Below are 12,815 nucleotides of genomic sequence, written 5' to 3'. Positions count from 1 at the left end.
GGACTCCTCCTAACTGATCCGCATCGTAGCGAATCTCATAATAGCTTCCTGTGTTGCTTCCTGCTGTGTGAGTTCTCCGGTTATGCGTCCTTCGCACATGACCATAATACGATGGCTCATGCGCAGTATTTCAGGCAGCTCCGAGGAGATCATAATGATCGATTTCCCCTGCGCCGCGAGTTCATCGAGCAGCTTGTAAATCTCTGTTTTGGCTCCCACATCAATCCCTCGCGTCGGTTCATCGAAGATGAGAATATCGCAGTTGCGGTGCAGCCATTTGCCGATAACGACCTTCTGTTGGTTACCGCCGGAAAGGAATTTTACCTGCTGATGAATGGTCGGCGTTTTGATCTGAAGCGCTTCCACATAGTGCTGCGCTGTTTGAGCGATAACACCGTCACGCATCCAGCCAAAAACCCGCCTTGCCTTGCGATAAGATGCGAGCGCGATGTTCATCTTCACATCCATGTCCACCATGAGCCCGTAGCGCTTGCGGTCCTCGGATAAATACCCGATGCCTTGCTTGACTGCATCATGCGGGGCTTGTATCCGGACCTGCTGTCCGTGGATGCGAATGTCGCCAGAATCAATGGCATCTGCGCCGAAAATGGCCCTAGCCACCTCCGTGCGCCCCGCTCCCATGAGGCCAGCGAAGCCGAGGATTTCTCCTTTGGCCAGATGGAAGGAAACATCCTTTACCGCTGAGCCGCGGTTTAGTTTGGAAACTTCAAGCACCTTCGCCTGCGAGCTGGTAGTCGATTGCTGATTCGGACTGACGTAGAGCTCCCGACCTACCATCATGGAGATAATCTGATCGATCGACGTCGTCTCCGTCTGGACGGTATCAATATAGCGGCCGTCACGCATGACCGTGATGCGATTGCTAATTCGCTTCAGCTCCTCCATACGGTGTGAAATGTAGACAATACCCACACCCCGGGCGCGCAGCTGATTGATGATTCGGAACAGTTCTTCAATCTCGGCATGCGTTAGTGCGGCGGTCGGTTCATCCATGATCAGCACCTCTGATTGAAAAGATAGCGCCTTTGCGATCTCAACCATCTGCTGCTTGGCAACCGTCAAATCCGCCACCAACGTTCGGGGATCCAGCTGCAGATTCATTTGATCAAGGAGTAGCTGCGCCTGCTCGTTCAGCTTGCGCTCGTCAACGAACAGCTTGATGCCGTGTCTCGGCTCGCGGCCGATGAAAATATTTTGAGCAATCGTCAAATCCGGCATGAGATTCAGCTCTTGGTGAATCATCGATATGCCTAGCTGCTGTGCTGCTCTTGTATGGGGGATGCTCACTTGTTTCCCCTTCACGAGGATGCGTCCTTCGTCTTTCTGGTACACACCCGTGGCAATTTTCATCAACGTCGATTTCCCTGCTCCATTCTCACCAACCAGCGCATGAACCTCACCAGCCGCTAATGCCAACTGGCACTGATGCAGCGCGTGCACGCCAGGAAAATGCTTCTCAATCCCTTCCATCCTAAGCAAAATTTCTTCACTCATCGTCTATCTCACCTCGTACCCCAGTTCGTCTTATGCCTTGCTTATGAATTCATTCTACTTGCCAAAAGCTGGAATGAGAGTGGATAAATCTCTTCAAAAACATTGAAAATCTTCTGATTTGTGAATGCGCTAACCTTTCGGGGCGGGGTGTCGGGTCTTTCTGATGTTAGGGTATAAACACCAAAAAGCCCCTCACCAGGAGGGGCTTTCAGCTTTCAGCAGCTGCTATTCAGCAGCTTGACCGTTCAATTTCTCTTTGAGCAAGTTCAGCTGCTCATCCACTTTAGCTTGCTTTGCTGTGTCGATCGGTGCATAGCTGTTAACAGAACCAGCAGGCACGTATGGCTTGCGAGCGATCTCAGCTTCAACTTCAAGCTGGATGATCTTCTCTTCCATGCGTTGGAAGCCGCGGGATGCGCTGCCGCTTTCGATCACACCGTTGTAGGATACTTGCGCCATTTGTTTCTTGGCTTTCGCCAATTGAGCACGAGATACAAGCTCGTTGCGTTTGTTACGCATTTTGTAGAATTCATCTTTCATTTCGTGCAATTGCTGTGTCAGCTCGTCGGCATGTGCTTTCGCAGCAGCATGTAGATCTGTGTACTCAACAATTTTATCTTCGTGGTACAGCTTTTCTTCAACAGCTTGGCGAGCAATCGCTTCTTGGCCGTTTTTGATCGCCGCCGAAGCTTTCACTTCACGGTCAGCCACTAGGCGAACGGATTCCTCAAGGCGCTGCTTCAGCTTGCGCTCACTTGCGATTTGGCGTGCAACGGTTACTTCAGCTTGAGCGATTTCTTGCCCCATATCGCGCAGATATTGGTTCAACATCACGATCGGATCCTCAATTTTATCTAATACCTCGTGAATTGATGCTTTCGTCATATCCTTCATTCTTGTAAATACACCCATGGTTTACACGTCTCCTTTTTTACTATCCAATGTTTGTTTTTCAAAGCGAGCGACTTTGGCTCTTAGTTCATCTACTTCTCTTTGCAACGCTTTTTTCTCAATGTCTTTCATCATCTCATCGATGTTGTTCGTTGGTTGGCTAGGTTCATATGAGGCATAATGATTTGGAGCTTGGTGGTGATTATGGTGGTGGGATTTATGCTGATGGTGGTGGGATTTATGCTGATTCCAAGCGCCACCAGAATAGTTTTGACGACCATATGAGTTCGCATAGGGATCAAATGGGGGCTGATCAAACCCAGGTTCCTTCGGAATAACAATCGCCGCTACAAAGTAGATGAAAATGACGGTGCCTCCGGTAAAAAACGTGGTGATCACGACTAGTAAACGTAATAGTGTGACATCTACATTCATGGCTTCTGCAAGTCCCCCGCATAGGCCCGTAAGTTTCTTATCTCTTCGTGAGCGATATAGTTTGTTCATGATCCTGTGTTCCCTCCTGCTTCAGTCTATTGCGAAGTGCGTCCATTTCCGCATCTACAGCTGGGTTGCCCCCGCTGTAGTAGCTTTCGCGGCCCATTCGGCGGACATCGCGAAGTGTTCTGGCATGCAGCTCCATATCGGATACGCGCTCTTCCAATCGGCCGAACATCCGCGGTGCTCCATCTTGTGTAACACTGCTGCGAGCATGCATACGCTGCTGCAAGCGGGCGGACTCCATACGAGCCAAGTAGTAGCTACGTTTGTCTGCGACTTCTTTGTAATCGGCTTTCAGCTGTTGCAGCTCCTCATCAAGTTCAAGGATGGACTGCTTCGCCTGCTCATACAATTCATGATATTGCACGCTTTTCTCTTCCGCCTGCAACTTCTCTTGCAGTACAATTCTTGCCATGTGCTCTTCGCCAGCCTTCAAGGCCAGCAGCGCTTGATGCTCGCGCTTTTCTTTCGTTTCAAGTGCTGTTAAGTATTGCTGCCGAAGTGATGCTGCGTGACTGACGCATTGCTGATACAGCCTTTCGGACTGCTGCAGCTGCTCACGCTGGGCCGCTAAGTATTGGTCAATCAAGCGTACCGGATCTTCTGACTTCTCTAAATGCTCATTCAAAGTTGCCACGGTTATATCTCTCATCCGCCTAAATAGGCTCATCTTCACTCCACCTTTTTCACTCTCTGTATTCGGTTCCGGCCTTACGTTACGCCGTTCTTCCTTTTAACATCGATACACCATATCCAATCAACCCGATCGCAAGTAAGATAATGATCCAACCTGCCAGCTTACTTACTAGAATGATGATCCCGATTCCCGCAATGATCCATCCTAATTTGTTGCCGTTCTTAATGCCCACGTAACCAAGTCCAACCATAATTAGAGGAATTACGTATCCCAGCACTGAACCTATAAAGTCTCCTAAGTGAAAGCCTAGCTTATTGAATAAAATCAGTGCGCCGAATGCGATTAGCAGAGCGGCAAACCCTGTATTTCTTTTCATCGTTTCGTCACCGCCTTTCGTTGTTTGCTGTTGTCTTGTTCATGTCTTTATTCTAGGTAAAATCCCAGCTTTCCAAAACGGACCATGGACGGTATTTGCTCCTAGACCTTAGTCGGGGTGGGTCTACGACCTGTGATAGACAGGCACTTTCCCTCCTGGTTGTCTAAATTATCGTGAGTGCGATTTACGGTGTATGCTAAAATAAGGGTTAGTTCGAACTATATCGCTTATTGCGTAAGGAGGATTCTCTTGTGAACGTTACTGAAGGAACATTTCAGGGAACTGGCGGTGTTGAACTCTTCTATAGAAGAGCTATTCCGTCAGATGTACCAGCCAAAGGCATTGTTATCGCTGTCCATGGTCATGGAGACCATAGCGGCGGTTTAGTGAATATGAGTGAAGCGCTCGTACAGGGCGGCTATATCGTTTATTCTGCAGATTCGCGCGGTCATGGAAGAAGCCCGGGTATTCGCGGGTTCATCCGTAACTGGAATGAATACCAAAGGGATTTGCATCTATTTAGAGAACTCGTTAGATCAGAGAATCCTCGGTTGCCGCTCTTTATCATCGGTCACAGTATGGGTGGCGTGATTAGTGCGAACTATGTGCTCGATCATGCTTCCGGGATTAGCGGACTCGTTTTGGTAGCCCCTGCGATTTCGTATGAAATGACAACCTTCGAAAAATGGCTCATTAAGCTTCTAGGGAAGCTGCGGCCACAACTCACCATACAAAAATCAGGCACCGTCGAAGGATTATCTCAAGATCCCGACATGATTGCGAGATTGCAATCAGATCCATTACGACATAGTACCGTAACGCCAGGCCTAGGACTTGGTTTAAGTCAGGCCATTCCAAGACTGATGAAGCAAGCACACTCGATTACACTCCCTCTCCTCCTTCAATATGGCCGAGAAGATAAATTGACTCCTCCTGAGAAACTGGAACAATTCCTGCAATTGGTGGGTTCACAAAATAAAACAAGCTATGCTTATGAAACGATGCGACATCGTCCCTTTGACGACCTAGGACGAGATCGTTTCCTATCTGATCTAGTAGGTTGGTTGGATCAGCATTCGCTTACATCTGATAACCCAAGATCTAAATACGCAAAAAAGACCGACGTCTAGGACTGTCGGTCTTTCCTTCGTTTCATCTAGTTCTCACGCGGTTTCCCTATCTAACACGTAAACCTTTACATTCTTTTTCACACCAAACTCCTGAGCTTGGCCCAAATCATTCATGAAAACATCAATTCTAGAACCGCGAATCGCTGATCCGATATCTTCCGCTTTCCGAATGCCAATGCCTTCGATGAACACGGTTGATCCTAATGGAATGACCGCTGGATCCACGGCAATCGTGCGTCCCTCTTTGGCTTTGATACCGCTATAGGTAATGCCGTAGGTAGGGTGAGACGCTTTTTTGCCAGTAGATTCAAAGCCCGCGGTGTACGCGGTTAGCGTTGTATTGATTACTTTTTTAATAATTTTCGGCTGTCCATCGGACGATGAGGCTCCAGCGGCTATGACGGGGATCGTCAGACTTTGTCCGATTGCCAGTTGATTCGGATTGGAAATTTGATTCGCAGCTATGAGGTCATCAACGGCGATATCGAAGCTTTTTGCTATTTTAAATAGGGTATCTCCTGAGCTTACTTTGTAAGCAGTCGTAGCTTTCTCAACTTCAGCGGTTGGCGCTTCTTCGATCGGTTTATCCAAGCTTTCATTCGAAGTAGCCACATAGACAGGCGACATTTCCCCATCCTCATCACTCGTCGGAAAGGAATACACTTTTGCTTGCATGAACCACAATCCTAGCAACACAGTAAGGGATAAGGTCGAAATACATATTTTACGAAACATCACAGCCATAGTTCCTCCTCGAAAAGTTAATAGAGTTATAGCTACTAGACTCGGCTGAAATATGAATTTCTATACATTCCCTATGAAATAAATGATAGATAGGTAGATACATACGAGAAAACAATGAAGACTGCTTTGTATATTTCTATCTCGTTCTGCTTAGGATAGTTAACCTATAGATGGTATCCATCACAAATAGAAACGATCCGACATGGTCTGATCCATGAAATTATTTTCATTCGAATATTCCTTGACAGGAATATTCCTTTCGAGGTATATTGTGTTCATGAATACGATATTCAGCGCTCTTGCCGAACCACATCGCTTACACATCGTTGAGCTTTTGCGAAACGGTCCTTTGACTGTAGGGGAAATCGTCGAACGGCTCAGTCTCAGCCAGCCGCAAGTTTCCAAGCATTTGCGTGTACTTAGCGAAGCAGGACTCGTGGAGGTACAGCCGATAGCGAATCGAAGGGTCTATAAACTGCGGCCGCAGTCCCTTCAAGCTATTGATACTTGGCTCGGTTCCTTTAGGCGCCTGTGGGAAACGCAATTCGATCGAATGGAGGCTTATATTGAAGCACTCCAAGCCAAAAACAACAAACCGACGGATCAGGAATAACCCTGATCCAGTCAGGAACCAATTTCAGAAAAATGGAGGCATGGAAAATGACACAAGAAAACGCAACATACAAATATGAAATGAAGAGTGATGGCTCAGAATTGGTGATTACCCGCATCATTAACGCCCCTCGCGAGCTTGTATTCCAAGTATGGACGTCACCAGAGCATTTAGCAGAATGGTGGGGACCTACAGGTATGAAACTTACGGTAGAATCCTTAGATGTTCGCCCTGGCGGCAGCTTCCACTACTCGATGAAGTCACCTGAGGGCTTTGAAATGTTTGGCAAATTCGTTTATCAAGAAGTTGCTGCACCTGAGACGTTAGCTTACGTGAGCTCCTTCGCTGATGCAGAGGGTAATGTGATTCGCGCCCCATTTAGCCCAGTTTTCCCAGTAGAAATTATGAATCACCTAACATTCACTGAAGAAGACGGCAAAACAATTCTCACTATGCGCGGAGGCCCGATCAACGCGACTGAGGAAGAATTGAACTTCTTCGCCTCCATGAAAGGTTCCATGGAAGAAGGCTTCGGCGGAACATTCAATCAATTGGACGAATATTTGGTGAAAATCAACGCTTAATAGATAAGAAAAAGAGCCCTCAGAAGTTTTTATCTTCTGGGGCTCTTCTTGATTTATACAGCAGCTTTGCGAAGCAATCCGTAGGAGATGAGCGAGTAGATGACTACCAACGGAATCATCCACCAGAACAATTCCAGATAATGATGAGCCATCCATTGGCCCAAATCGTTCCAAAGATCGAAATTCGTCATCGTGTAGGATGTGATCGTCCCGATCAGCAACATCGCGGTAAAGAAGATATACATGGACATGCTGCCAAAACGGCGATGCAAGCTCGAAATGACAAATCCGAGGAAATAACAGTGTATCAACAGGATGATATTAATACCTAGTATAGCAATATACGGTAGATCGCTAAGGAATCCGATTTTAAACAGATGCAACTCCACATACCACCCATTCGTGGCCTCTTCAATAGCCGAAAGAATGGTTAGGGCGATCCCTGAAATGGTATTCACCAAGAGGACAGTCAAGGCTGTGCCCAAGAAGTAATCTTTTCTGCGAATACTAAGACCTATTGCAAAAGGAAATGTTTCTTTAATCGTCAGCGTACCTGCTATTAATGAGTAGATAAAGATGGAGGCAATTGCGCCCGTATTCATGACTTCACCGTCATTCAATGAAGTAGCAATTAAAGCATTGATCAGAAAATTAGCGCCCAGGATGGCCCATGGAACCAAAAACCACGTGTTCTTGTTCCTTAGATGAAGCTTAACCATTTGATTGACTCGGTTCATACGGACTCAGCCCCCTTTCCCACTACTTGCGTGCGTGTCAGATGAACAATGAGCTGCTGGATGGAAACGGCAGCAAATTCAAGCCCTAGCTCCTCTGCATATTTCCGATCCTGCGCTGTGATGGCGCCGATGATTGTCGCAGTTCCAGCAGAACCAAACACCGTTCGCTCCAGCACTTCTTTTCCACGTGCGAATGCGTCTACGGCTGATTTCAAACCAGAAACCGTACAAGCACGACCGCGAAGCGCATCTGCATCCTCATCTAAAAGCAATTTACCATTATCGATCACTAGGACATGCTCCAGCAAGCGACTCACTTCATCGATCAAATGAGTGGAAAGGATGACCGTACGCGGGTGTTCCGCGTAATCTTCCAGTAAACGATCGTAGAAAAGTACTCGAGCTACTGCATCCAAACCGAGATACGGCTCATCGAAAATTGTTAATGGCGCGCGACTTGCGAGCCCAACCACAATCCCTACGGAGGACAGCATGCCTCTGGACAGCTTTTTAATTTTCCTTTTGATCGGAAGTCGGAAATCTTCAATTAGTGCGTAGGCAAACGCGTCATCCCAGTTCGGGAACAAGGTTTTGGCAACCTCGAGCACATCGATAATACGGAAAGTATCCGGATATTTCTGACTTTCTTTGATAAAACAAATCTGATTCAGCACCTTGCTATTCTCAAAAGGCTCCTCGCCAAACACCTTCAACTCACCGCTTGTCGCGAACTGTTGTGCGGAGATCATATGCATGATGGTTGTTTTGCCTGCGCCGTTTCTGCCGAGTAAGCCGTAAATTTTGTTCGCTTCAATTTTAAAGCTTACATGATCCACTGCTGTCACTTTGCCGTAGGACTTCGTAAGTCCTTTCACTTCCACAATGTTCGTCATTAGACCTTTTCCCCTCTCCGCACCATTTCTGTTAGCTGCTCAACTGTGATCCCCAGCTTCTCAGCTTCTCTCACCATCGTCACCACATATTGCTCATAAAATAGTTCTTTTCTCTTCTCCATCAGCTTGATTCGCGCTCCTTCCGCTACAAACATGCCAATTCCACGCTTCTTGTATAAAATCCCTTGGTCCACCAGCAGATTAACACCCTTGGCCGCTGTTGCCGGATTGATCTGATAAAAGGCTGCAAATTGATTCGTTGAAGGAACCTGCGATTCTTCCGGCATACGTGATTCGATAATGTCATCTTCAATCTGCTCTGCGATTTGCACAAAAATCGGGCGGCTATCGTCCATCATAAATCCCACAATTCTCACCACCGCTTTCGTCACTACATTGGTTAGTCACTCATGTAATTAACCATACAACCAATGAAGCGCCATGTCAAGCACATTACAAATAAATGGGTAGTTAAATAATTCCCATTTTAAAGGGGAATACCAATATTGGATGGTTGTAAGGGGAATTGAAATTGACCAGTGGCATCATGTCGCACTTTATAGGAAGGTAGGTTCTCTATGTTTCTATTTCTCATACGGAGTAGTTTGGTCGTTTTGTTGGGGTTGGCGGTGATTCACCCTGTTGGGGTTCGGGTTTCCGGGAAGGAAGGGCAAGGACAAGAACAATTGATAAGAACGGAGTCACTAACTGCTGCACCTTTATTCTCCTTCTCGGTGCTGAGCGATCTTCATATCATGACGTCGGACACAGCCTCCCAGTTGCTTCTACGGCAAGCGCTTGTAGATCACCATGAACTGCGCCCCGACAGTAAGCTGCTTGTCCTGAACGGTGACCTCACGAATGGCAGTGAGGGTGATTATCGCAGCTTGATGGCGCTGCTCAGCCGCCAGCCCCATGCCCCTGTGCATGCGACCATGGGCAACCATGATTACTACGGGGTGTGGCACAAGCCGGATGGCAAGATGGATTACACGAAGATGAATCCTTCGTGGTCAAGTACGAAAGCGGTCGCGTTGTTTGACCGCATCTGGGGGTACGACAAGCCGTATCACGAGCTTGTCGTGGACGGCTACCGCTTCCTGTTCCTTAGCGGGGAAGCGTACCGAGACGTAGACGCATCCATCAACGAGGATGCGTTCCTCTCCCCCGCGCAGCTCAGCTGGCTGCGCGAGCGGCTCACGGACGCGGGCGCTGCGGATGCCAGCAAGCCCGTGTTCGTGTTCCTCCACCAGCCGCTGCCGCGCACGCTGGATGGCACGGATCTGGAGCTGGGCGTCGTCCAGCACCAGGAACTGCGTGCGCTGCTCGACGCGCACCCGAACGTCATTTTGTTCAGTGGGCACACCCACTGGAATATCGAAACAACCAACCAAGTGAAGCAGCTGAAGTTTCTTGCCGCTTCCAGCGCCTCCATCCGCCAGGTATGGAGTGCTAAGAACGAGCCCGAAACTCGGTCGCTCAGCCAGAGCCTCGTCGTTGACGTCTACCCAGATCGCGTCGTCATACTGCGCCGTGAACACACAGAAAAGCGATGGATAGAACCATCCATCGCGAAGGGGTATGATGTGAAATAGGCCGCCCACCGTTACGCCTACTGTAGTTCGATTTTGCCTGCTTAATTGCGAATGTCGGGGACTTTTAGCCGCAGTAGTTCGATTTCACCCACTTAAAATGCCCGTAACCAGCTGTCACCACGTTAATCGGCCAAATAGTTCGGTAAAATCGAATTAACGTATTCTTTTTGGGCAATTCGGCTCATTTAAGTCCGATTATCGAGACTAACGATTCATAACAAGTCCTGCACTGCAAAAGGGACCCTTCCATATAGGAACGGTCTCTTGCTCTTCTTAAATGTACTCACTGATTCGGTTTAATCAGAGAGTTTACAGTGAGCTTCACAGTTGTGTAGGCAGTAAAGTCGCCTTTACCAATAGCTTCAAATCGAAAAGTCGTATCCCCGTAAGGACCGATATTGCCATATGCGCCTTTAATCGTAACCGTACCGATCAGCTCTGATTTATCATTGTAAAATGCAAGAGCTGCATTCACATCATTCAGATTAGGGAGTGCGACTTTAATTTTGCCACGTACAATGGTGTGTCCCCCTGTTCTTGCTACCGTCACTTCTCCCACACGCACTTCAGGATTATTGGGATCCATCAACGTCAAATTAAATTGTTGCCCGCTCCATGAAGCAGTGGAATCGGGGAGTGCCGTATTGTTTAACGTATAGATTTTGGACGTCGCTAACGCATAGTTCGTGACATCACCCTGCGCATACACCACGAATCGGTTAATTTCATCCGCTTTAAAAGCAATTGGCCCCATTCCGATATTGGAAGCCAATAACATTCCCTGCCCGTCATATAGTGCAAAACTCGGTGTTAATTGAAGGGGACGACTCCAAGCCTTTAACTTATCTGTCAACCTGACCTGCATCGTTAGCTTAGTCATTGTGCCTACTAACTCAGCACGTACGATACTAGCTTCCAAGTAACCTCCGGCATCTACGATATTAAACACGGATAGCTTGGGGTTCATCCAAAAGGTTCCTTGATTCGTTCTGATATGAATCCAATCACTTACTTGCTCGAACGCAACCGCCGTTTTTACCGACAGATACGCATTCGTGCTACAGCCTTCATCAGGTAGTGTGAAGAGTTCCGTCTTTTCTGCGATCGGAATTGGAACATTCATTTTTCGAATATCCGTCCAAACTCTATGTACAGGGGCGATCCATCTTTCACCCAACCACGTATCGATTAAATAATATCCCTGCCATTCTCCTTTTACAGTTACCGTTTGTGCAGAAATCCTCGCGCTGCTCCCCATGAATCCAGCATTAAACTCATATAGCGTTTCTTCGCCAGTCAGCATCATGTTCGTGCTCACCATTTTCTGATCACCAGGTTTTGCAGAATTACTGTGAACCCATTTATCACCTAGCCATGTTCGAATTTTGTACCAACTCTTTTGCTCGCCATCCAGCTTATAAGTCACTTTCCGATCTACGACTTCAACCGTTTGTGGAGATATTGAGCCTGTTGTCCAATTCGCATACACTTCATCATAAAGTTCCGTCTCTTCCATAAGCGTAATGGTTTTCAGATCAGGGATGTGTGACGATGATTTGGAAGATTGTTGAGATGTGATGTCTTGTCGTGCACAATTCGACGAAGCAGAATCAGCAAAAGATGCTGTGGCCCCAATCGAATAAGAGGAAACAAGAATAGCTACAGTCAGTAAGAATCGAGAGATGTTAAGCAAAGCACTACCTCCAATAGGATTAAAATAGTCATTGTATCCCTATCAGATTCTACATTATCCAGATATTCCCTTTATTAAGATGGTTTTATAATTGTCCGCTCTATACAAAAAAAAGCAAAGATCTACTTTAGATCCGTGCTTCTTTTCTTACTCTATATCAGTAATTCGTGATTTCTCCTTTTTGGCTTCATTAATCCACAAATTGTATGGAGCATTTTTTCAAATTTGCTCTTACTCTGAAGCTGTTCTAGCGCACTCTTAGCCTCTTGTATATTCTTCAATAAACAGCACCCTTCTTTCTTTATCGTACTTGATGCTGCCCGATTGTAAAGCATTTCTTAAAGAGGATCTTGCAATATAATTTAATGCTCGTACTTCATCTTCTGATCTAGGGCGATTACGGGACATCTCCCAACCTTGCTCTCTTGTTTTTTCTCGAAAGTTTGCAACGGCAAGATTGACTTCTTCATTCGTTTCATTAACTTTAGACTGAATGTCTTGAAGCGTCAGGGTTAGGCTGTTTCTCTTAACTTATTTCTTTTTTACGTATATGTTCCAGGCCATGTACACCAGTAACCCTGTCCCACTCCCCAGGGAAAACCAGTACACTTTTGACATACTGCCGACTGACTGAATTAGTAAAGGGTCCATTGACTCCACCTGCCCGTTCTTGGTATAATTCGCTTATAAATTGCGTATAAATAGGCAAGGGACAAGTACACAGCCGATTGGTTGTTTACTCGTTCCTCTCAGAAAAAGTAATCCCCAACTTGTCTAGGGTCGGGAGGATTACTTTTTTCTTTTATCCTGTGAACCGTTCAAAACTTTGGCTAAAACTTTTAGCAAAGTAACTGTGAACATTGCTCCTGCGATAAAATACTTAACATTATCATCCATACGCTTTCACCT

14 protein-coding genes are annotated in these 12,815 nt (G+C 46.7%); 4 read left to right on the top strand and 10 right to left on the bottom strand.

Features of this window, described 5'->3' with window-relative positions; translation table 11 throughout:
• Positions 1 to 9: 9 nt before the first annotated feature.
• The 5 genes from AC1DVJ_RS06150 to AC1DVJ_RS06130 form a co-directional block, all read right to left on the bottom strand.
• Positions 10 to 1,515, bottom strand: coding sequence for a sugar ABC transporter ATP-binding protein (locus AC1DVJ_RS06150; RefSeq protein WP_477589172.1), 1,506 nt, complete (start codon positions 1,513 to 1,515; stop codon positions 10 to 12).
• A 225-nt stretch (positions 1,516 to 1,740) separates the two neighbouring features.
• Entirely contained in the window at positions 1,741 to 2,427 is a 687-nt protein-coding gene (locus tag AC1DVJ_RS06145) for a PspA/IM30 family protein (RefSeq protein WP_477589171.1), read from the bottom strand.
• 3 nt (positions 2,428 to 2,430) lie between these two features.
• Positions 2,431 to 2,910: a PspC domain-containing protein gene (locus AC1DVJ_RS06140; protein ID WP_477589169.1), complete on the bottom strand. Its 480-nt coding sequence runs from the start codon at positions 2,908 to 2,910 to the stop codon at positions 2,431 to 2,433.
• Complete coding sequence (locus AC1DVJ_RS06135; RefSeq protein WP_477589168.1) at positions 2,879 to 3,574, bottom strand: PspA/IM30 family protein; 696 nt, start codon at positions 3,572 to 3,574, stop codon at positions 2,879 to 2,881. The genes AC1DVJ_RS06140 and AC1DVJ_RS06135 overlap by 32 nt, the downstream gene beginning before the upstream one ends.
• 46 nt (positions 3,575 to 3,620) lie before the next feature.
• Positions 3,621 to 3,917 (bottom strand): LiaF transmembrane domain-containing protein, encoded by a 297-nt coding sequence (locus AC1DVJ_RS06130; protein WP_477589166.1) that lies wholly within the window; start codon positions 3,915 to 3,917, stop codon positions 3,621 to 3,623.
• A 251-nt stretch (positions 3,918 to 4,168) separates the two neighbouring features.
• Here AC1DVJ_RS06130 and AC1DVJ_RS06125 point away from each other — a divergent pair, with 251 nt between their 5' ends.
• On the top strand, positions 4,169 to 5,047 hold the full coding sequence (locus AC1DVJ_RS06125) for a lysophospholipase (RefSeq protein ID WP_477589165.1): 879 nt from the start codon (positions 4,169 to 4,171) through the stop codon (positions 5,045 to 5,047).
• Between the two features lie 33 nt (positions 5,048 to 5,080).
• Here the strand turns inward: AC1DVJ_RS06125 and AC1DVJ_RS06120 are convergent, their stop codons facing one another.
• A complete protein-coding gene (locus tag AC1DVJ_RS06120; RefSeq protein ID WP_477589164.1) occupies positions 5,081 to 5,791 on the bottom strand; it encodes a 3D domain-containing protein in 711 nt (236 codons plus the stop codon).
• Positions 5,792 to 6,068: 277 nt separating this feature from the next.
• Between AC1DVJ_RS06120 and AC1DVJ_RS06115 the strand changes: the two genes are divergently transcribed.
• Both AC1DVJ_RS06115 and AC1DVJ_RS06110 read left to right on the top strand, forming a co-directional pair.
• Positions 6,069 to 6,404 carry an ArsR/SmtB family transcription factor gene (locus AC1DVJ_RS06115; RefSeq protein ID WP_477589162.1) on the top strand — a complete coding sequence of 112 codons (336 nt, stop codon included), beginning with the start codon at positions 6,069 to 6,071 and terminating at the stop codon, positions 6,402 to 6,404.
• 47 nt (positions 6,405 to 6,451) lie between these two features.
• Positions 6,452 to 6,988, top strand: a complete 537-nt coding sequence (locus tag AC1DVJ_RS06110; protein ID WP_477589161.1) for an SRPBCC family protein — start codon at positions 6,452 to 6,454, stop codon at positions 6,986 to 6,988.
• A 53-nt stretch (positions 6,989 to 7,041) separates the two neighbouring features.
• Here the strand turns inward: AC1DVJ_RS06110 and AC1DVJ_RS06105 are convergent, their stop codons facing one another.
• Genes AC1DVJ_RS06105 through AC1DVJ_RS06095 form a run of 3 tightly spaced genes read right to left on the bottom strand, consistent with a single transcriptional unit; the run spans position 7,042 to position 8,986 of the window.
• Entirely contained in the window at positions 7,042 to 7,725 is a 684-nt protein-coding gene (locus tag AC1DVJ_RS06105; protein ID WP_477589159.1) for a hypothetical protein, read from the bottom strand.
• Positions 7,722 to 8,618, bottom strand: a complete 897-nt coding sequence (locus AC1DVJ_RS06100) for an ABC transporter ATP-binding protein (protein WP_477589157.1) — start codon at positions 8,616 to 8,618, stop codon at positions 7,722 to 7,724. Before AC1DVJ_RS06100 ends, AC1DVJ_RS06105 begins: the two co-directional genes overlap by 4 nt.
• A complete protein-coding gene (locus AC1DVJ_RS06095) occupies positions 8,618 to 8,986 on the bottom strand; it encodes a GntR family transcriptional regulator (RefSeq protein ID WP_477589155.1) in 369 nt (122 codons plus the stop codon). Before AC1DVJ_RS06095 ends, AC1DVJ_RS06100 begins: the two co-directional genes overlap by 1 nt.
• Positions 8,987 to 9,352: 366 nt before the next feature.
• Here AC1DVJ_RS06095 and AC1DVJ_RS06090 point away from each other — a divergent pair, with 366 nt between their 5' ends.
• A complete protein-coding gene (locus tag AC1DVJ_RS06090; protein WP_477589153.1) occupies positions 9,353 to 10,213 on the top strand; it encodes a metallophosphoesterase family protein in 861 nt (286 codons plus the stop codon).
• 283 nt (positions 10,214 to 10,496) lie between these two features.
• On the opposite strand, the gene AC1DVJ_RS06085 is transcribed toward AC1DVJ_RS06090, so the two are convergent.
• Entirely contained in the window at positions 10,497 to 11,906 is a 1,410-nt protein-coding gene (locus tag AC1DVJ_RS06085; RefSeq protein ID WP_477589151.1) for a hypothetical protein, read from the bottom strand.
• Positions 11,907 to 12,815: the final 909 nt, after the last annotated feature.

This window comes from Paenibacillus sp. P4_A9 (genome assembly GCF_056402415.1).
This window is presented reverse-complemented; position numbering and strand designations above follow the sequence as displayed.

Coding starts and splice junctions, on each gene's coding strand:
- AC1DVJ_RS06145 (WP_477589171.1), bottom strand. CDS start 2,427: ATGGGTGTATTTACAAGAATGAAGGATATGACGAAAGCATCAATTCAC.
- AC1DVJ_RS06140 (WP_477589169.1), bottom strand. CDS start 2,910: ATGAACAAACTATATCGCTCACGAAGAGATAAGAAACTTACGGGCCTA.
- AC1DVJ_RS06135 (WP_477589168.1), bottom strand. CDS start 3,574: ATGAGCCTATTTAGGCGGATGAGAGATATAACCGTGGCAACTTTGAAT.
- AC1DVJ_RS06100 (WP_477589157.1), bottom strand. CDS start 8,618: ATGACGAACATTGTGGAAGTGAAAGGACTTACGAAGTCCTACGGCAAA.
- AC1DVJ_RS06105 (WP_477589159.1), bottom strand. CDS start 7,725: ATGAACCGAGTCAATCAAATGGTTAAGCTTCATCTAAGGAACAAGAAC.
- AC1DVJ_RS06150 (WP_477589172.1), bottom strand. CDS start 1,515: ATGAGTGAAGAAATTTTGCTTAGGATGGAAGGGATTGAGAAGCATTTT.
- AC1DVJ_RS06120 (WP_477589164.1), bottom strand. CDS start 5,791: ATGGCTGTGATGTTTCGTAAAATATGTATTTCGACCTTATCCCTTACT.
- AC1DVJ_RS06115 (WP_477589162.1), top strand. CDS start 6,069: ATGAATACGATATTCAGCGCTCTTGCCGAACCACATCGCTTACACATC.
- AC1DVJ_RS06110 (WP_477589161.1), top strand. CDS start 6,452: ATGACACAAGAAAACGCAACATACAAATATGAAATGAAGAGTGATGGC.
- AC1DVJ_RS06130 (WP_477589166.1), bottom strand. CDS start 3,917: ATGAAAAGAAATACAGGGTTTGCCGCTCTGCTAATCGCATTCGGCGCA.